Below are 17,357 nucleotides of genomic sequence, written 5' to 3'. Positions count from 1 at the left end.
ACCGTCGGCGGCCTCTCGTCCGAAGTTCACGATTCAGCGCACCTGTCCGGGTCGATGTGCTCATCCGATGATGCGTGCCGTTCGTGGACCGGCAAGGACGTCATCCGTGGATAGAGGATCGCTGGACCGAGCCATCGCGCAACAAAGCGGCGCAGTGCGCTTCCGTCGCGCTGCCGCTTTCCGGGATCGGTCAGGAGCGAATGCACTGTGCGCAAGGTCATTTCGGCAAGCTCATTGAGCGCGGTGGCGTCGAAACCGTGAAGCTGCCAATCGACGTCGAGGCGGTGGAAGGCCGACAAGCAGAAAATGATCGCTGTATCGGAGGTGAGCGAGGTGGCAGCTTCGCCCCCGGGTGGCCGGGTAAGTAGCTTCTCCAACTGCGGATCGCCGGTAAGGTTCTCCACTGCGAACGAGATGATTTCGACGATCGCAGTGACCGGGTCGTTGAGGCCGCTGACGTGGTCTACAACTTGGTCGATGAAACCGTTGACCGCACGCATCGCGCTGGCGATGAGCAGCGCGTCGGCGTTGGGAAAGTACCGGTATACCGTCTGACGAGTGACTCCGAGCCTTCGGGCGACGTCGGCAAGCCGTATCGCCGATCCGTGTTCAGCGATCACCTCGTCTACCGCATCCAGAATGCGGGCGATTGCCTCCTCGTCCGAGGCGGGTGTGACACCCGCCCAGCCGCGACTACGCATCCGCTGCCACAAGCATTTCGCTGTCGAACTCGATCTCAAGTGTCGTGGGGCCGGTCATACCGAGCAGGGATTTCCACGGCGCCGGAGCGGTCCGATGGGGTGCGGTGAGACGTCGGGTGAGGACTATAAGTGCTTCCGCCAATTCCCGGCGTGCGAGGTTCGCCCCCAGACAGTAGTGCGCGCCACCACCGAAAGTCAGAATCGCGGGCAGGTCCTTACGCGCGATGTCGAACCGATCCGCATTCTCATAAATCGCCGGATCACGGTTGGCGGCAAAGGTGTTTACGACGACCAAGGTGCCCGCCGGGAACGTGTAACCACCGAACTCGGCATCCTCGGTGGCGGCTCGCACTGCGATACAGACCGCGGGCGAGTGCCGCATGCTCTCCTCAACGGCCTGCATCGCAAGCTCTGGTTGCTCACCGAGCTTCGCCCATTGATCCGGATGCTCGCACAGCACCTGCACCGAAGCGGCCAGTTGGTTTCGCGTCGTGTCCGTCCCCGCCATCAAGAAGCCAGCCACCAGCATGCGCAGCTCATCCAGATTGAGCCTGTCGCCCTCGCTTTCGGCGCGTATGAGCTCAGACAACAGATCATCAGTCAGATGCCTCCGGCGTGTGGCGACCATGTCATCCACGTAGGCGTCCAGTTCGCTCCACGACCGCATGATCGCGGCTTCATCGAAGGTGACGTCGGGCTGAAAGTTGAAAGCCTTGAAGATCTGGTCGGTCCACTGTGCGAAAAGATGCCAGTCTTCCCGAGGCGCACCGATCAGCGCACACATGATCGGGGTGGGATAGGGCCGCGCGATGTCGGTCACCACGTCGCAACGACCGGCCTCTACCACTTGATCGATCAGCTCGTTCACCACCTCATGGATGGTGTCCTGAAGGCGTGAGGTCGAGCGGGGAGTGAACGCCCTGGACACCAGCTTGCGTAAGCGAGTATGTGGCGGACCGTCGAGACCGAGAAGGCTGCTCATCATCTTGTCGTAGAGCGGACCTGAGGTGACGCCCTGCGCTGCCAGTGTGAGTCCGGGTGGCAACCGAAACTTGCTGTCGCGCAGGATATCCCTTGCCAAATCGTAAGTCAGTATTTCCGGACCGAGCGGGCCAATGGCGATGGGCGCACGCGATTGCGCAATTCGCACGTCTTCGAGGATGTCCTGCGGAGTGGCGGTGAAGTCGTAGCTGAACGTGGGCAGGCCAGCTTCGAAGACGTTGGCAGCGGCGCTACTTACGTTCATCGCGATATCTCACATTCCATTGATGCCCCGACGGGCCAAGGCGCGGACAATTGCGCCTAAAGTGTATGACCATGACGCTGAGCTCGTCAACGCACAATGGTGTCCTCGCAGCTCATCATCCCTGCTGCCCGGCGAGGTCATACGGATTGTCGCCTGACGTCCGCGTCGCTGCGAGGGCAGTAGTTCGTCGAGACCCTCGGTGCGGTCCGTCTCGCGCCAGACTGCCCGACGCCCACTTTCGCATCAGTCTCAAAGCGGTCGCGGCGACGTCGAGCGTCGTCCGACGCGAGTCGCGAACGCACCTCGGCGTGCAAGGTGCCCGTACCGCCATTCGGTAATTTGACCGTGAATTTCCGTGCTTGTTCGTAGCTGTGCTTGGAAACGTTAATCCGTTGTGGCACAACGCTTAAGTAATACGCCCCCAGACGCCTACGGATACTGCCGTTACGTCTGGGGGTCAGGTGGTCGCAGGTTCAAATCCTGACAGCCCGACAACACATCAGGAGTCAGCCACTCCGTTTCGTCAACCCTCGCCGGACGAATTCGGTTGCCGCGTGGATGATGGCAACTGTGGGGACAAAACCGTGCGCGGCGTTGATGGGTGAGCGTGCCGCTTAAGCGCGTCGACGAACTCAAGCCCGGCGACCGGATCCGGATGAAGATCGGGCACGCCACCGTCGTCGCCACCGAACCGCTGGGCGATGACCAGACTCTGCTCACGTTCCTCTATGGGACGAAGAGGCCCGCGGACAATGCCGTCACCGTGGACGTCCTCGACGATGACGAGTGGGGCTGGTAAATGAGGCGGCTACTGCGTGGCCACGAACGAGAAACTCCCGGTGGAGATCAGGTCCGGGTCGACGACGCAGCGGGTGCCGTCGACGTTCGGCTGTCCCGACGCCACCTTGGCCGCCGCCGCGGCACCGGCGGCATTGCGGGTGGGACCCCAGCCCCCGACCAAGCCGTGACCGTTGTCGGAGAGGGCCACACAGCCGCCGCGGCCTTCGGCGAGAACGTGGCAATCGGTTGCGCCGTGCTTCTCGGCGCAATGGCTGACCGCGTACGACTCGACGTCAGCCAGGCTGGCGTGACTGCCGCCGACGGTGACATCGACGGCGTGGGTGGAGTCCGACCCCGCGATCACGATGAAGCCGCCCTGGGCCTGTGCCGGCGCGGCCAGTCCGACGGCACAAACAGCAAGGATCACCGCGGGAACAAGAGGCTTGAACACATGCTTCCTTTCACATCGTGTTCCGGCAGAAGGCGTGCCGTACTCCTACGGTGCGGGTTCGACGGCGGGTGTGCGTCGTCATTAACAAGGCCTTGACACGGACGTAGCAAATCTTCACAGTGACCGGTCGGCGACCGCTGAGGCGCGAGGCGGCGCCGGCAGGCGACCGTTCCGCTGATGCTTTGCTGTGGCAACATTCCACGCCGTAAATGCGGAGAAGGTCGGGCGAACGCCCTAGGCGCCAAGGATGATGACGTCATGGACGCTGAACTGGGAGGCTGGCTGGCCGCCGGCGAATACTTCGACTACCTGGGCTTCAACATCTTCTACCGCGTCGAGGGCAGCGGACCCCCGCTGCTGCTGATCCACGGGTATCCGTTCAATTCCTTTGACTGGGCATCGATCTGGCCGAAACTCACGCAACGGTTCACCGTCATCGCGCCCGACATGATCGGCATGGGGTTTTCCGAGAAGCCGGTGGCCTACCAATACGCGGTGACCGACCATGCCGACATGCATGAGGCTTTGCTGGCGCACCTCAACGTCGGCAACGCGCACATCCTGGCCCATGACATCGGCGATTCGGTGGGCCAGGAGATGCTGGCTCGGCACGAGTTCGGTCAGCAAAGCTACGGCGCGCTGCGCATCGATTCGATCACGTGGCTCAACGGTGGAATGTTCATCGAGGCCTACACGCCCAGGACGGCGCAGAAGCTGATGTCCGGCACCCCGTTGGGCGACGTCTTGAGTCGCGTCCAGAACAGTCCCGTGTCCCGTCGGCTGCTGGAACCGACGCTGCGCGAGATGTTCGGTCCGAACACCAAGCCGACCCGGCACATGATGGAGGTGTTCAACCAGATCCTGGACTACAACGACGGCCGCCGCGTCCTGCACAAGGTCGGCCGGTTCATCAACGATCGCTACACCCACCGCAACCGCTGGGTGCGCGCCATGCGGCAAACCGCGGTTCCGATGCGGTTGATCGACGGGCCGATCGACCCCAACTCCGGGGCCCACATGGCGCGCCGCTACGCCGAGGTCATTCCCGAACCCGACGTGGTGATGCTCGCCGACGACATCGGGCACTGGCCACAGATCGAGGCGCCCGACGCGGTGGTGACGCACTTCCTCGCCCACGTCGACCGCGTCGCCGCCGGCTGAGCCAGAAGCGGTGGGCTAGCCGTGATGCGGCGGTCGCTCGTCGCGGAGCCGGCCCTCGTCCGACGCCGCGCGCATCTGCTCCTCGTCACCGAACCTCTCCAGATCCTCGGGCGTGACGCGCGCCCGCGGGGGCTTCGGCGAGGCCGGCGGCCGGGTTGGGGGTTCGGTGGGCACGAGGCGATTATCCGCGCCCCGGCCGACTACTGGAAAGCCGGGAGAATGGTGCCCGAATCCCGAATCTCCCAGATGCTGGCTTTGGTGATGCCGTCGAAGTTGATCTTGTTCAGCGTTGCCCGCGAATACGTGAGGTCGATCGCGACGTGCGTCGCGGTGTTGCCGTACGGGTCGGTCATCGGGAAGGTGCCCTGCACGTTCACCGCGGACGCGTCGGGATAGGTCGCCCTGGCGTATCTGAGGATGTCGATAGTGTCCGTCCGGGCGCCGTCCTTGATCATCTGCTCGGTGTAGTTGTCGCGGATGGCAAATCGCGCGTCGACCACGTCGCCGTCCGGGCCCGGGGTGGTGGTGAAGGTGACGCCATCGGGCTTCTTGGGACCGGCCGGTGTCGACGGCGCGGCCGCGGTCGATTCCGGCGGTCCCGCCGCGGCCGAACTGCTCGGAGGGGGCGATTGACCGTCCTTCTTCGGGTCGAAAACCCAGCTCTTGCCGACGATGACGAGGAGGACCAGGGCGCCCAGCGCCGCCAGGGCCAGGGCCGCCTTCCCGCCGGGGGAGTCCTTCTTCGGCGGTTCGGTGGAGAACGCCCACTCGGTGGTCCAGTTGGTGCCGTCGAAATACCGTTGCAGCCCGTGGCCCACCCCCGCGGGATCGGGATACCAGCCCGGCGCCGACTTAGGCGGGGGCGGCGCCTGTTCAGGTGGCATCTATCCATTTTCGTCGTGACGGGGGCATCTCGGCGACCGGCAGTCCTGACCTTTGGAAACGGGTCCGTTTCCTAAGCTGTCATGCTCGCACGCTTTCAGTCCTCGCGGTCGGGCTCGGTGAGTTCCGGCGCATTCTCACGGGTCGCCATCCCGCCCTCGCGGCCGTGATCCGCCGGACCCGGGGGGTCACCGTTCGGCCCGTCGTCGTCCTTCTTCGAATGCTTGCCCATCGCAACTCCCTTCGTCGACCGAAGGACTACCCGCGCCGCGCACCGTCGACGCGACGTGAACCCGAGATGGCCCGGGCGTGACGGTTCGGCGTGACGTCCGACGTTCGACGCGTCGGTGTGCCCGGTTCGGGCTATGAATCTAGGAGTGAGCAGCCACGTGAACCTGACCCAGCAGGAAAGTTCCTTGATCGGCGAGAGTCACCCCGAGGCCCTGACGCGCATGGACGAGCAGTCGCTGAAGGACTTGCAGAGCCGCCTCAGGCAAGCGCGGGAGAAGAACTTCAGCTTGTTGCGGCGGCAGGGTGCGGCCCGGGTGGAGGCCGAAGGCGCCCGCGGCGCGGTCCAGCCGGCCAGCGAGAAGCGCGGCGAAAAGGTGGAGATCTTCGACGCGGCGCTGGCCCGGGTGAGCGAGCGGCTGGGTTCCATAGCTGACGCCGGGCAGCCGGACAGCTAGACCGCAGCGGCCAAGTAGGCGACCAGCGGGCGAAAATTCATGGTTTAGAAGTGGCATGCGTTGGGCACACAGCGCCATGATTGCGCGTCGCTTTTCCCGCTTCCTCGGTTGTGCGGTGGTCGGGGTGTCAAGCGCTGGCGCTTCGGTCCTTGCTTCCGCGATCCCGGTCGCCTCCGCCGGGCCGTGTCCGGACGTCCAGGTGGTGTTCGCCCGCGGTACCGACGACCCTCCGGGTCTTGGGCCGACCGGACAGGCATTCGTCGATTCCGTGCGCCCGCGCCTCGGCGCCAATTCGCTCGACGTGTATCCCGTCGACTACCCCGCCACCCATGACTGGACAAGCGCGGGGGAGGCGGGCGTCAGGGACGCGGGCGCCCACGTCGTCTCGATGGCCCGCGACTGCCCCAACACCAAGATGGTGCTCAGCGGCTATTCCCAGGGGGCCGCCGTGATGGGCTTCGTGACGTCGGCCGCGGTACCGGCCGGGATCGATCCGGCGAGCGTACCCAAACCGATGGACCCCGAGGTGGCCAACCACATCTCCTCGGTCGTGCTGTTCGCATTGCCCAGCGACAAGGCGATGAGCTTCTTCGGCGAGCCACCGGTCGTCATCGGCCCGCTCTATCAGGCCAAAACCATCCAGGTATGCGCTCCGGGGGACCCGATCTGCTCCGAGGGAATGAATTTCGCCGCGCACGACACGTACTCGACCAACACGGCGATGATTGACCAGGGTGCCGCGTTTGCGGCCGGTCGCCTTGGCGAAGGCCCCCGCGGTCCGGTGGGTGTAAGTCCCGGCGCGCCGACGACCGCCGTCGCGTTCCCGGGCCCCGCCCGTTGACTCGGGCTCGGGTCACGTGAGCCAAATCGAATATCAAGGCGCACAACCGCTTCCGCGTCCAAGTCGGATCGAGCGGCGGTGGGTTCGGACCGGCGCGAGCATAATCGGGTGGTGGACTCACACCGCGACGTCGTAGCGCAATTTCGCCGGCTCCATCAAGAGGGGTGTTTCGTCATCCCGAATCCGTGGGACGCCGGCTCCGCGATCGCGCTCGCCCGGCTCGGCTTCCCGGCGCTGGCCACGACGAGCGCCGGCCTGTGCTTCGCGCGCGGTCTGCCGGACACGGTGACCGCCCTCTCCGTCGACGACGCACTGGACAACATCGCCGAAATCGTGGCCGCGGTCAGCGTTCCCGTCAACGCGGACTTCCAGGCCGGTTACGCCACCGACGCCGGGGAGCTCGCCGACAATGTGGCGCGCTGCGTGGCCACCGGCGTGGCCGGGCTCTCCATCGAGGACGGCACGGGCAGCGACCGGGCGCCGCTCTTCGGACTGGCCGAGGCCACCGATCGCGTTCGCGCCGCGCGTTCGGCGATCGACGACTCGGGCGCCGACGTCATGTTGGCCGGCCGCGCGGAGTGCTTCCTCTACGGCCACCCCGATCCGCTCGCCGAGGCCATCAGGCGGCTGCAGGCCTACGCCGAGGCGGGAGCCGAGGTGCTCTTCGCACCCGGCATTCGTAAGAAAGAGGACATCGCGGCCCTCGTCGACGCGGTGCGGCCGTATCCGGTCAACGTTCTGGTGTCGTCCGACACGGGGTCGACCGTGACCGATCTCGCGCAGCTAGGGGTGCGACGGATCAGCGTGGGCTCGGCCTTCAGCCGGGTCGCGTGGGGTGCGTTCCTGGCCGCCGCGCGAAAGCTGATCGAGGACGGGTCCTTTGGGGGACTGGCAGGAGCCAGCGGCTTCGACGAGCTCAATGGGCTGTTCACGGAACGTTCGAGCTAGGACACCTTCCGGAGATCGGCGAGGGAATTCTTCAGCCCACCGTCCAGCCGGATCTGCACCGCCGCCACCGCGACCATCACCGCGGCGGTCACCAGGTGCACGACGCCGTCGGTGACGTTGTTGGGGAAGGTGAAGACGAAGGCGACCTGGTGCGAAAAGAAGGCCCAAATGCCCGGCAGCGCACCGGCTATCGCGGCGATCAACAGATAGAGCACGGCCCACGACTTGCGCATCGCGAACACCAGACCCGGGGCGAACAGGGCGAGGCCGGCGACGGCGTGCCAGCCGTTGTAATCCATGCCGAGCAGTTGAACGGTCGGCGCCGTTGGCCCCGTGGCGAAGCTGGGATTGATGACGAGGCCGGCCACCGCCTGGATGACATGGAAAGCGCAGATGATCAACAGCCCGACCTGGGCGAAACTCCACCTCACATTGCACCTCCTTGTGCACGGCGGGATAGCCCGAATACTACGCGCGGTAGTAGACCGTGACAACGGGTGCGGCCGCGGCGGCTAGGAAGTGCTGTTCCGTTCGATCCACTGGGTCATCGCGTCTTCGAGCGCGGTCGCGACCTCCACGCCGGCCGCGTCGGCGGCCTGCTCGAACCGCTCGACCAGCTCGGTGTGAATGGACGCGCCCAACTTCGTGCGCTGCGGTTTCGGCTTCGGCGGCAGGTCTACGGGCACGTGTCGCGCGACGGACGCGTCGATGATTTCGCGCAGCGCCGGGATTTCGTCGAGGGCTTTGGTGAGTTCGTCACGCTCGATCCGCAAGACCTCCGCCGGCCCCATCGTCGTCACGGTGGCGGAACGCAGTTTGCCCCGGTGCAGCGCCGATTCGCCGATCACCTCTCCCGGCCCGAGCACGGCGATGCGATCCCGGCCGGCGTAGACGCCCACCTCTCCGCTGAGCAGGATGTAGCAGGAGTCCGAGGGCGTCTGCTCGTGGATCAGCGGCAACGGGGCCGACGTCGAAGTGCGATGAGCCACCCGGGCGAGGCGCTGCAGTTCGGCATCCGAGAACTTCTCGAAGGTGGCGTACTGGCGTAACCGACGAGCGTCTTCCAGATATTGCTTCTCGTCGGCCTTCATAGCGAACTCCTGACGTGCGATGTGACGCTACATCGAGGAGCGTAACGCGGATGTGCGGCGTAACTCTAGATCCGGCCCCCGCCGGAAGGCGTCGCGGTCAGTTCCGCCCGGGAAGCCTCATCACCGCGCGCACTACGGGAACCAGCGACTTCTGCCACAGCGTGCTCGGAATGCCAAGCGGCGGATCGAGATTGAAGACGCGAGCGGTTGCGATCGTCTGCGATTCGGTGTACTTCAGCAGCCCCTCGGGACCGTGCCGCCGGCCCACCCCGGACTGACCCATCCCGCCCATCGGCGCGCTGAGGCTGCCCCAGGCGAACGCGTAACCCTCGTTGACGTTCACGGTCCCCGAGCGCAGCCGGGCGGCGATCTGCTGGCCCTCCGCGGAGGAGCCGGCGAAGACGCTGGCGTTCAGCCCGTACTCGGTGTCGTTGGCCCTCTCGACCGCCTCGTCGACGTCGGCGACCGGGTAGATCGACACCACCGGCCCGAACGTCTCGTTGGCCGCGCACTCCATCTCGGGCGTGACGTCGGTGAGCACCGTCGGCTCGTAGAACAGGGGTCCGATGTCGGGTCGGGCCTTGCCGCCGGCAATCACCTTGGCGCCCTTGGCCTTCGCGTCGTCCACGTGGTCCGTCACGGTGTCCAGCTGCCCCCCGGAGATCAAGCTGCCCATCTCCACCGAGAAGTCATAGGCGGTGCCCAGCTTCATGCTCCGCACCGCGGCGCCGAATTTGCCGACGAATTCGTCGGCGATGTCCTTCTCGACATAGATCCGTTCGATGGAGATGCACAGCTGGCCCGCGTTGGAAAAGCATGCCCGGGTGGCCGCCTTGGCGGCCTTGTCGAGGTTGGCTCCCCGCGTGACGATCATCGCGTTCTTGCCCCCGAGCTCGGCGGAAAACCCGATCAGCCGACGGCCCGCGTGCTCGGCGAGTTGCCTGCCGGTGGCGGTCGAGCCGGTGAACATCAAGTAGTCGCAGTTGTCGATGATCGCGGTGCCGACCACCGAACCCGGCCCGGGGACGATCGCGTAGAGCGCTCGCGGCAGGCCGGCCTGATAGAGCAGCTCGGCGCAGGCCAGGGCGCAATACGGGGTCTGGCTGTCCGGCTTGAGCACCACCGCGTTGCCGGCCAGCAGTGCGGGCACCGAGTCGGACGCCGTCAGCGTCATCGGGTAGTTCCACGGCGAAATGACCCCGACGACGCCCTTGGGCTGGTAACAGACCGTGGTCTTGCCGACGCCCGGGAGCAACGACTGCACCGTGCGCGGCTTGAGCAGGTCGGCGGAGACCCGCACGTAGTAGTTCGCGTTCGCCATCAGGTCGACGATTTCTTCCTGCGCCGCCCAGCGGGCCTTGCCGGCCTCGGCCTGCAGCAGGTCCATCAGGAATTCGCGGTGCTCGACCACCAGGTCGCGATAGCGGCTGATGACGTCGATGCGCTCGGCGACGGGACGGGCCGCCCACTCGACCTGGGCCGCGCGCGCTTCGGCGAACGCGGCCTCGACGTCGTCGGCCGTCCCGATCGGGATCGTGGTCAGGGGTTTACCGGTGAAGACCTCGTCGATCGTCTTCGTCGGGCGCGCGGCGAGATCCTTGATCGCGGCCAGTTGCCGCAAGCGGTCGAACACCTCGGCTGACGGTGCGGGCATGTCGTTACCTCCCCAATGAGCACGGCGGCCAGGCCACCAGCCTATCCGTCTGGAACGCCGCGGCGGCCGTCACATGCGCCCGTACGCGAGCGCCATGACGAGGAAGAGCGCTGCGAACAGAAGCAACATCATTGCCAACGGGTCGATCAGCTCGAACAGCATGCGATCACAACCCCCCGATGCCGGGCACTAGTTGGTGCTCGCGAGGTAGGCCCCGTACGGCACCGCGTCCAGCAGCGTGACCGTCAGCCCGACGCCGCTGGGCAGTAGGTAGGCGCGCCGCTCACCGGGACGCGCGCCCGCGATCGCGGAGCCGAGCGGGGAATTGGTCGAGTAGACCTCCACGTCGCCGTGCTCGGCGCCGCGGGCACCCAGCAGGAAGGTCTCGACGTCGCCGGTGTCGTCGTAGCGCACCGTCAAAACCATGCCGGGTTCGGCGATTCCGTCGTCGGGGGGATCCTCGCCGACTACGGCGTCGGCCAACAGGTCCTGAATCCGTTGCATCCGCAGCCACCACGCGCGCCGCACCGCGACAGCGTTCCCGTCGGCGTCATCGCCGACCGCGTTGCCGTCGCACAATTCGCGCAGGGTGGCCAGTTCTTGCCGAAGCCGCACGTAGGCCTGCTGCGTAAGCCAAGTGGGTTGCACGCTGGTCATGTTCTTTTTCCTTTCTCATGCGTCAGCGGGGACCAATGGTTCCCTGCGGGAAGTGTTGCGCGCCTTGGAGTTCGTGACGGGCCGCCGTAGGGAGTCGCCTTGAGCAGCGTCACGAGCCGGCCCGTCTCGTGGGGGATCGCGTAGATGCGTTGCTCGCCGGGGCGGGCGCCGGCGATGCACCGGCCCAGCGGCGACGCCATCGAATACACGTTGATGTCGGCGTCCTCGGCGCCGCGGCGGCCGAGCAGCATCGTCTCCGTTTCACCGCTGGCGTCGTAGCGAATGGTCAGCACCATGCCCGGGCCAGCGGTCCTTTCGCGCCCGGGATCGTCGCGGACGGCGGCGGTGGCCAACAGGTCTTCGATCTCGCGGATGCGTTCCCGCCGCGCCGCGGGTCGCGCCGCGCGATCACCGCCGTAATCCATGGCGTCGTCGGGGACTTCGATGCCGCGCTGGGAGCGCAACGCGGCGAGTTCGTCCTGTAATCGGCGGCGCTGCTGCGGAGTGATGTAGGCCGGTGTGAGACTGGTCATCTCTTATTTCCTTTCGCAAGTAGGGGTGTCGTCAGGGACGGGCCGTCGGGTGGCAGCCGTCCCTGACGACGCGAAGCCCTTGCCGGGCGGGTCTTAATGAGGCCGTGCTGCGCCAGATATGCTGTGCGTCAACCAATCTCCGCTTCTGGCCTCGACTCTTAACTCCATGGTGACCCACGTGGCGGTCGGGGCGCTTGCCCGAATCGGACAATGCCGGAGTGGGCCATTGTCGAGGGCCGACAACACGGTCGCCGTGCCAGCGACCTCAGCTCACTGTGGGCCGACGAGCCGGTCGAAGTCGTGTTGCCATCTGGCGTAACGGATTCGGTCGAGGGCGTAGCGGGCGCCGGCGACGGACGCCGCGACGGGCAGGGTCACGGCGAGCCAGATCGCCACGGCGATCGCGACCGCCTCGTCCCCCGGCGACATCTTCGGCCGGGTAACCGGCGCGCCCCGGTCGTCGACCCAAATGTCTATCTGGTCACCGACTTTCACCGCGAGCGGTGCGGCGATGTCCCCGGTGCGCTCGGCGCCGGCGAAATCCCATCGGGCGGGCACCATGACCGTCGGGCTTCCGAGATCGGTGCGGGGATGGCTGTCCCCGACGACCGTCGCGGTGGCCGGGCGCCGCGTCTGCACCTGTTCGGCGTAGACGCGGCTACGGTCCTCATGGATTGCGGTGCCCACGGCGGCGGCGATCGGTACGGTGACCAGCGACACCGCGATGGCCAACACCAACAGCAGCGCCTCCAGCCGGTCGGTCGACCGGACCAGCGGGCTGCGGCGAAACAGCCGAGCGAGCAGTCCCCGCGGCAGGGGAACGGTGAACGTCTCCAGCTCGGGGTGATCGTGTCGGGGGGTGGTCATCGGATGTCCTCGTCGAGTGGGTGGCGACCGTGGTTGGTCACCTAATCTTGGCTCGGCCGGGCACCGCGCGGCTTGCGCCGATCCGACAAGGGAGCCGGCGCGCGTTGTCGGATTCCGACAGCGCGATCAATCGATGTCGGTGGCCGCGAGTTCGATCATCATGGCGAGCCGCTTCCTGGCGTCGTCCAAGGGAAGATTGCTGATTTCGGCCATCTTTCGGAGCCGGTAACGGACGGTGTTCTCGTGCACACCGAGACGCTCACCGGCCTCGACCGGATCGCCCTGGGCCTCTAACCATGCCCGCAGCGTGGCGAGGTAGTCGGTGCCGTTGGCGCGGTCGTGCCGGCGCAGCTCGGCCACCGGTCCACGGGTCGGGGCCCGGCCGGCGCGCGCCGCGGTGCGCAACCGCTGCAGCAGGATGTCATCCCACGATTCGTCGTAGGCGGGCGGCGCGCAGGTGGGCGACGCCTCGTGCAAGGCCAGGCATTCGTCGGCCTCCTGCCGGGCCGCGGCGAGCTCGGCCACGTCGGCCGGCCCACTGATGCCGGCCAACACGGTCACCCCTTCGGGCAGGGCCGCCGCCAGTGCGGTCACCCAGTGGCGGGCCGCGGTGGCCTGATCCGCGGGAAGCAGGGTGTAGACGGTGTTGCCCGCCAGGGCGCTACGCCCCGGCCGCGACCACCCGAAGCCGGTGGTGGCGCGCTCGAAGGCCAGCAGCAGGGCCGCGTCGCGTTCGGCACCCACCGACGCCTGCAGCGCGATCACCCGTAAGCCGCTCTGGGGCAGGCCGAGCCTGCTCGCCGCCGTGGCGGCGTCGGCGCTGCCCTCGAGGAGCCGGATCGCCAGCTCGGATTCCACCTGACGCTCCAGGTCGGCGCTGGCCTGGGACCGCAGCACGTGCATGGCCACCGTGTGCGCGCCCGCAGCCAGGGCGGTGCGCGCCTGCTCGTCGAGCGGCTCGGAACACGCCACCCACACCGACCCCATCAGCTCTCGCCCGGAGCGCACCGCCACCACCATGCGGCCCGTCAACCCGTATGCGGGATCGCCCTCGACGAAAAGCGGCTCTTCGGCGACCGCCAGGTGCGCGAACACGCCCCGGGATTCGAACAGTGCGCGCAGCCGCTCCGGCACCTGTCGGCTCAGAATCGTCTCGACCCGGGCCGGATCGGGGTCCTGCTGCAGCCGTGAATACGCCAGCACGCGCAGCAGCTCATCGTGGATGACGACCGCGCTGCCGATCGCGTCCGCCAGGCTGTCGGCCAGCGCGAAGAGATCGGTCGGACCACGGCCGGCCGCGGTTTCGCGGCCCTCCAGTACCAGCCCGTAGATGACCGCGGCCAGCTCGCTCCACGGCAGCGTCTCCTCGACCAGCAGCACCGCCCCGACCCCGGTGTCCTCGCCTACCGTCAGCGGCTCAGCACCCTCGCGCGTCAACACCACCACCGCTCCCGCCGAGTTCGCCCACTCGACGGCGTCGCTCAGAGATTCGGCGCCGATCGCCAGCAGAACATCACCGACGACGGCCCGCCCGCCCGACATCTCGTGAATGACCACGCTGCGCAGCTCGGTCGACCGAGGCACCGACGACCAACCCAGCCGGACCCCGTGACCACCCAGCACATTCACCAAGCGGTCCAGAGTGATCACGGGGGCTCCCAACGCCGATTATCGAGACGCTGATGCCTTTGTATCCTCCCGCGGTCTCCGGCCGGATGTGATTGCCGGGTTTGTTACCCGACCGCTCAAAGGATGTGCATGCCCTGGGCCAGCTGCGAGACCCCTACCACCGTGAAGACGGTAACCAAGATCCGCCGGTGATAGGCGCGCACCCAGTCGTGCAGCTGCCGCAGCGCGGCCTGGGTCCTTGCCGGCGCGGCGACGTACCCCACCAGGATCACCTCGACGACCGAATACATCAGCAGGACGAACGCGATCGAGGCGCTGACCTGTGTGGCGATCGCGGCCCTCGAGGTGACGATGATCGCCAGGATGAACAGCACCCCGTCGACCGGAACCGACGCCAGCCCGATCACCCATGCGATCCACAGCGACCCCTGCTCCCACGCGCGGTGGGCGCGGTGGAGCCAACGCCGGGGTCCGGAAAGCTCCTCCGGGGGGAGGTCCCCGGCGCGGCTCAAGAATCGCGGCACCGCGATCGGCGCTGCCGTGGGCGTCGAGGTCGCGTCGCTCGATACGCCGGCCTCCGCTCGCTGCCGCGTCGAAAAGCGCACGGCCATCACCGCGGCGATCGACAGCCCGAGCACGCCGAGGCCGATCTGGATGTGCGGAAGTGTGGAGCTGGGGGCCTTGGTGGTCGAGCCGTGGCCGAACGAGCCGAACGTCGACGTGAAGTTGAGCAGCATCAGGGGCGCGAGAAGTTCGGGAACACATACGGTGAGGCCGCCCACCCAGTAGGCGAGCAGGTTCGGCCCGGGCCGCGGTCGGGAGATCATCAGGAGGGCCAGCCCGAGGCGCACGGGATTCAGCGCCGCGAGAATTCCCAGCCCCAGCACTGACCCCCACATTGGCGCATCTCTACCCGCCGTCGCGCGACCCTAAACGCCGAAACTCAAGGCATCGTCCGCCCCGCCACCGATCCGGAGGATGTCGGTTCACCCAGCGAATGTCGGCCTGGCGCAACATGTTCAAGCGATGCTCCGACGCAGGATGACCCGTGAACTGCGGGCCGATCCGGTGTGAGGACGGCCGGTCGGGTGTCGGTGAATTTGGTCACAACGCCGATCGGTTGCGGCTCGCGCTGCCGAATTGTGTTCGTGCATAGGAAATTCACAGGTTTGACCAACCGACCGTCGGGTACTCGGCGGCCCGTGGATTACGACGTTGCAAGTCGTAGTGCCCGCACGCTCGGGGTTCGCTGGTGCGCGAACGGCGGTCCCCGCGAAACCGCCGATCCAGATCCGTGGGCTACCGTTGGTGGTGCGGACGGTATCGCGACTCGGGCCGGGGAACCGATTGGGGCCCGAGACGCAGCCACAACGATCACATCACGACGGGGATCTCCGCGAGGCTCGCCGGCGCAGGCGCGGCGCCGGTGGCCGAGGCGCCACACTGGTCGAAACTGACGGCCAATCATGAAGCGCGGCATCGACTTTGGTGCTGCGCCGGGCGCTTTGCACATGTCAGCTCCGGGAGGTTGTCCATTGCAGCTCAATCCGTTCGACGACGAGGGCGGCAAATTTGTCGTGTTGGTCAATAATGAGGAACAGCACAGCTTGTGGCCGGCCTTCACCGAAGTCCCCGCCGGCTGGCGGGTGGCCTACGGCGAAGCCGACCGGACCGCTTGCCTCGACTTCATCGACGAAAACTGGCCCGACATTCGCCCGAAACCGCTGCGCGAGAGGCTGTCCGCTCCCGGTTTGTGATGTATAGACCGTCTAGGTATGAATGAGTCGGGAAGGGTTTTGGGGGGACTTAGTGGAACGCAGTGACCGGGCACTACCGCTGACGCGAGCGCAGCTGGATATCTGGCTCGCTCAGCAAACGGGTCACTTCGATGTCGCGTGGCAACTCGGCGTGCTCGTCCGGATCGAGGGCGCGGTCGACCGCGGTCTGTTGGAGCAGGCGATGCGCCACGTGGTGGGCGAGGCCGAGAGCCTCAGGGCCCGCTTCTTCGAGGCGGACGGGCAGGTCTTTCAGCGGGTGATCGATGACCCGGACGTCGATCTGGTCTTCTACGACGTGAGCGGGTCCGCCGATCCCGAGGGCGAGGCCCGCGAGCGGGCGTCGGCTATTCAGCGCACGCCGATGCCGCTCACCGGTCCGATGATGAACTTCTATTTGTTCCAGACGGCACCCGATGAGTACTACTGGTTCACCTGCTGTCATCACATCGCGATCGACGGAATGGGCATCGCGCTGATCGGCCGCCGCATCGCGGCCGTCTACTCCGCGCTCGCCTCCGGCACGGCCGTATCGCCGGCCTTCTTCGGTTCGGTGCAAGATCTCGTCAGCGGCGAGTCGGAATACGCGGCATCCGCGGATTATCTTGCCGACGAGGCCTATTGGAACGAGCACCTGCCGACGGGCGCCGAGCCGGACTATCGGGTCACCCAGCTCGCCGGCGACCGGGACCCATACGCCCCCTCACCGCCGGTCCGATTGGACTCGTCGGTGCTCGGCGCGATCAAACAACTGTCCAAGTCGCTGGGCGTCCGCCGGTCGTCGATCCTCACCGCCGCCTGCGCACTCCTGGTGCGCGGGTTCCGCGCCGACAATTCCGACGAAGTGGTGCTCGACTTCCCGGTCAGCCGCCGGCTGGACCCGGAGTCGAAGACCCACCCCGGCATGCTCGCCGGAGTGGTGCCGCTGGTGTTGAACGCGTCGCCCCAAATCACCGCCGCCGAGTTTCTCCAGCAGGTCGATGCGCGGTCACGGGAGGCGTTGCGGCATCAGCGTTTCCCGGTACACATGCTTGGTGGCGACGGCGGCTTCCGTGGCGCACCGCAGGCATCCAACCGGGTCGTCGTGAACTTCGTCCCGGCCCGGATGACCCTCAGCCTCGCCGGCGTGCCGGCGACCGCGACGTACACGACCTTTGGCCCGGTGGGTCACTTCGGGCTGTTCTTCCTCGGCTTCGGGGATCAGCAATTCCTGAGCACGGTGGGTGTCGGACAGCCCTTCTCGAACTTCGACGTCTCGGACCTGGCGGGCCGGCTGCAGCGGCTGCTGGTGGCGATGGCGGCCGATCCGGCGCGGCTGTTGTCGTCGGTGGATGTGCTCGATGAGGCCGAGCGGGCGCGGCTGGATGTGTTCGGAAATCGGGCGGTTCTGAGTGCGCCGGTGCCGGGGTCGGTGTCGGTGCCCGGGTTGTTCGCTGCGCAGGTGGCCCGCGCGCC

The 17,357-nt window shown here is 66.8% G+C and carries 21 protein-coding genes; 7 read left to right on the top strand and 14 right to left on the bottom strand.

Annotation, left to right across the window (positions count from 1 at the left end):
• Nucleotides 1–26: 26 nt before the first annotated feature.
• On the bottom strand, nucleotides 27–701 hold the full coding sequence (locus tag A9X05_RS23010; protein WP_067750393.1) for a TetR/AcrR family transcriptional regulator: 675 nt from the start codon (nucleotides 699–701) through the stop codon (nucleotides 27–29).
• A complete protein-coding gene (locus A9X05_RS23005; RefSeq protein WP_067750395.1) occupies nucleotides 694–1,947 on the bottom strand; it encodes a cytochrome P450 in 1,254 nt (417 codons plus the stop codon). Before A9X05_RS23005 ends, A9X05_RS23010 begins: the two co-directional genes overlap by 8 nt.
• Nucleotides 1,948–2,548: 601 nt before the next feature.
• On the opposite strand from A9X05_RS23005, the gene A9X05_RS23000 reads away from it, so the two are divergent.
• Entirely contained in the window at nucleotides 2,549–2,746 is a 198-nt protein-coding gene (locus tag A9X05_RS23000) for a hypothetical protein (protein WP_067750399.1), read from the top strand.
• Nucleotides 2,747–2,755: 9 nt separating this feature from the next.
• Here the strand turns inward: A9X05_RS23000 and A9X05_RS22995 are convergent, their stop codons facing one another.
• Nucleotides 2,756–3,178, bottom strand: a complete 423-nt coding sequence (locus A9X05_RS22995; RefSeq protein WP_067750401.1) for a DUF4189 domain-containing protein — start codon at nucleotides 3,176–3,178, stop codon at nucleotides 2,756–2,758.
• 258 nt (nucleotides 3,179–3,436) lie between these two features.
• On the opposite strand from A9X05_RS22995, the gene A9X05_RS22990 reads away from it, so the two are divergent.
• Entirely contained in the window at nucleotides 3,437–4,339 is a 903-nt protein-coding gene (locus A9X05_RS22990) for an alpha/beta fold hydrolase (RefSeq protein WP_067750403.1), read from the top strand.
• 15 nt (nucleotides 4,340–4,354) lie between these two features.
• Here the strand turns inward: A9X05_RS22990 and A9X05_RS31790 are convergent, their stop codons facing one another.
• From A9X05_RS31790 to A9X05_RS32555, 3 genes are all read right to left on the bottom strand, one after another.
• Nucleotides 4,355–4,513 carry a hypothetical protein gene (locus A9X05_RS31790; RefSeq protein WP_197499177.1) on the bottom strand — a complete coding sequence of 53 codons (159 nt, stop codon included), beginning with the start codon at nucleotides 4,511–4,513 and terminating at the stop codon, nucleotides 4,355–4,357.
• 26 nt (nucleotides 4,514–4,539) lie between these two features.
• Entirely contained in the window at nucleotides 4,540–5,223 is a 684-nt protein-coding gene (locus A9X05_RS22985) for a DUF2510 domain-containing protein (RefSeq protein WP_067784235.1), read from the bottom strand.
• Between the two features lie 95 nt (nucleotides 5,224–5,318).
• Nucleotides 5,319–5,453, bottom strand: a complete 135-nt coding sequence (locus tag A9X05_RS32555; protein WP_255369262.1) for a hypothetical protein — start codon at nucleotides 5,451–5,453, stop codon at nucleotides 5,319–5,321.
• Nucleotides 5,454–5,598: 145 nt separating this feature from the next.
• On the opposite strand from A9X05_RS32555, the gene A9X05_RS22980 reads away from it, so the two are divergent.
• From A9X05_RS22980 to A9X05_RS22970, 3 genes are all read left to right on the top strand, one after another.
• Nucleotides 5,599–5,907 carry a hypothetical protein gene (locus tag A9X05_RS22980; RefSeq protein WP_231969347.1) on the top strand — a complete coding sequence of 103 codons (309 nt, stop codon included), beginning with the start codon at nucleotides 5,599–5,601 and terminating at the stop codon, nucleotides 5,905–5,907.
• Nucleotides 5,908–5,983: 76 nt separating this feature from the next.
• Entirely contained in the window at nucleotides 5,984–6,748 is a 765-nt protein-coding gene (locus A9X05_RS22975; protein ID WP_067750412.1) for a cutinase family protein, read from the top strand.
• A gap of 111 nt (nucleotides 6,749–6,859) precedes the next feature.
• On the top strand, nucleotides 6,860–7,696 hold the full coding sequence (locus A9X05_RS22970) for an isocitrate lyase/phosphoenolpyruvate mutase family protein (RefSeq protein WP_067750430.1): 837 nt from the start codon (nucleotides 6,860–6,862) through the stop codon (nucleotides 7,694–7,696).
• Here A9X05_RS22970 and A9X05_RS22965 read toward each other — a convergent pair.
• The 8 genes from A9X05_RS22965 to A9X05_RS22930 all read right to left on the bottom strand — a co-directional run bounded on the left by A9X05_RS22965 (nucleotide 7,693) and on the right by A9X05_RS22930 (nucleotide 15,026).
• Complete coding sequence (locus A9X05_RS22965) at nucleotides 7,693–8,127, bottom strand: DUF4383 domain-containing protein (RefSeq protein WP_067784233.1); 435 nt, start codon at nucleotides 8,125–8,127, stop codon at nucleotides 7,693–7,695. The two genes, A9X05_RS22970 and A9X05_RS22965, sit on opposite strands and share 4 nt — an antisense overlap.
• A gap of 81 nt (nucleotides 8,128–8,208) precedes the next feature.
• Nucleotides 8,209–8,787: a cyclic nucleotide-binding domain-containing protein gene (locus A9X05_RS22960; protein ID WP_067784231.1), complete on the bottom strand. Its 579-nt coding sequence runs from the start codon at nucleotides 8,785–8,787 to the stop codon at nucleotides 8,209–8,211.
• Nucleotides 8,788–8,884: 97 nt separating this feature from the next.
• Entirely contained in the window at nucleotides 8,885–10,441 is a 1,557-nt protein-coding gene (locus A9X05_RS22955; RefSeq protein ID WP_067784229.1) for a succinic semialdehyde dehydrogenase, read from the bottom strand.
• A 189-nt stretch (nucleotides 10,442–10,630) separates the two neighbouring features.
• Nucleotides 10,631–11,098: a GreA/GreB family elongation factor gene (locus A9X05_RS22950; protein ID WP_067784227.1), complete on the bottom strand. Its 468-nt coding sequence runs from the start codon at nucleotides 11,096–11,098 to the stop codon at nucleotides 10,631–10,633.
• A complete protein-coding gene (locus tag A9X05_RS22945) occupies nucleotides 11,095–11,631 on the bottom strand; it encodes a GreA/GreB family elongation factor (protein ID WP_082971046.1) in 537 nt (178 codons plus the stop codon). Before A9X05_RS22945 ends, A9X05_RS22950 begins: the two co-directional genes overlap by 4 nt.
• A gap of 270 nt (nucleotides 11,632–11,901) precedes the next feature.
• Nucleotides 11,902–12,498: a hypothetical protein gene (locus A9X05_RS22940; protein ID WP_067784225.1), complete on the bottom strand. Its 597-nt coding sequence runs from the start codon at nucleotides 12,496–12,498 to the stop codon at nucleotides 11,902–11,904.
• A 126-nt stretch (nucleotides 12,499–12,624) separates the two neighbouring features.
• The gene (locus tag A9X05_RS22935) at nucleotides 12,625–14,148 is read right to left on the bottom strand and encodes a CdaR family transcriptional regulator (RefSeq protein ID WP_067784223.1); all 1,524 of its coding nucleotides are present in this window, start codon (nucleotides 14,146–14,148) and stop codon (nucleotides 12,625–12,627) included.
• Nucleotides 14,149–14,243: 95 nt separating this feature from the next.
• On the bottom strand, nucleotides 14,244–15,026 hold the full coding sequence (locus A9X05_RS22930) for a GAP family protein (RefSeq protein WP_067784221.1): 783 nt from the start codon (nucleotides 15,024–15,026) through the stop codon (nucleotides 14,244–14,246).
• 636 nt (nucleotides 15,027–15,662) lie between these two features.
• On the opposite strand from A9X05_RS22930, the gene A9X05_RS22925 reads away from it, so the two are divergent.
• Nucleotides 15,663–15,884: an MbtH family protein gene (locus A9X05_RS22925; protein ID WP_067784219.1), complete on the top strand. Its 222-nt coding sequence runs from the start codon at nucleotides 15,663–15,665 to the stop codon at nucleotides 15,882–15,884.
• Nucleotides 15,885–15,936: 52 nt separating this feature from the next.
• The coding region (locus A9X05_RS22920) for a condensation domain-containing protein (protein ID WP_231978456.1) at nucleotides 15,937–17,357 on the top strand (1,421 nt) is incomplete at its 3' end.

The sequence above is a fragment of the Mycobacterium sp. E3298 genome (assembly GCF_001666895.1).
Classification (GTDB): Bacteria; Actinomycetota; Actinomycetes; order Mycobacteriales; family Mycobacteriaceae; genus Mycobacterium.
Note: the sequence above shows the minus strand (reverse complement) of the source record. Positions and strands in the feature narration are given on the sequence as shown.

Bases quoted from the DNA above. Each gene is read 5' to 3' on its own strand.
- A9X05_RS23010 (WP_067750393.1), bottom strand. From the start codon at position 701: ATGCGTAGTCGCGGCTGGGCGGGTGTCACACCCGCCTCGGACGAGGAG.
- A9X05_RS23005 (WP_067750395.1), bottom strand. From the start codon at position 1,947: ATGAACGTAAGTAGCGCCGCTGCCAACGTCTTCGAAGCTGGCCTGCCC.
- A9X05_RS22990 (WP_067750403.1), top strand. From the start codon at position 3,437: ATGGACGCTGAACTGGGAGGCTGGCTGGCCGCCGGCGAATACTTCGAC.
- A9X05_RS22985 (WP_067784235.1), bottom strand. From the start codon at position 5,223: ATGCCACCTGAACAGGCGCCGCCCCCGCCTAAGTCGGCGCCGGGCTGG.
- A9X05_RS32555 (WP_255369262.1), bottom strand. From the start codon at position 5,453: ATGGGCAAGCATTCGAAGAAGGACGACGACGGGCCGAACGGTGACCCC.
- A9X05_RS22975 (WP_067750412.1), top strand. From the start codon at position 5,984: ATGATTGCGCGTCGCTTTTCCCGCTTCCTCGGTTGTGCGGTGGTCGGG.
- A9X05_RS22960 (WP_067784231.1), bottom strand. From the start codon at position 8,787: ATGAAGGCCGACGAGAAGCAATATCTGGAAGACGCTCGTCGGTTACGC.
- A9X05_RS22955 (WP_067784229.1), bottom strand. From the start codon at position 10,441: ATGCCCGCACCGTCAGCCGAGGTGTTCGACCGCTTGCGGCAACTGGCC.
- A9X05_RS22950 (WP_067784227.1), bottom strand. From the start codon at position 11,098: ATGACCAGCGTGCAACCCACTTGGCTTACGCAGCAGGCCTACGTGCGG.
- A9X05_RS22945 (WP_082971046.1), bottom strand. From the start codon at position 11,631: ATGACCAGTCTCACACCGGCCTACATCACTCCGCAGCAGCGCCGCCGA.
- A9X05_RS22940 (WP_067784225.1), bottom strand. From the start codon at position 12,498: ATGACCACCCCCCGACACGATCACCCCGAGCTGGAGACGTTCACCGTT.
- A9X05_RS22930 (WP_067784221.1), bottom strand. From the start codon at position 15,026: ATGTGGGGGTCAGTGCTGGGGCTGGGAATTCTCGCGGCGCTGAATCCC.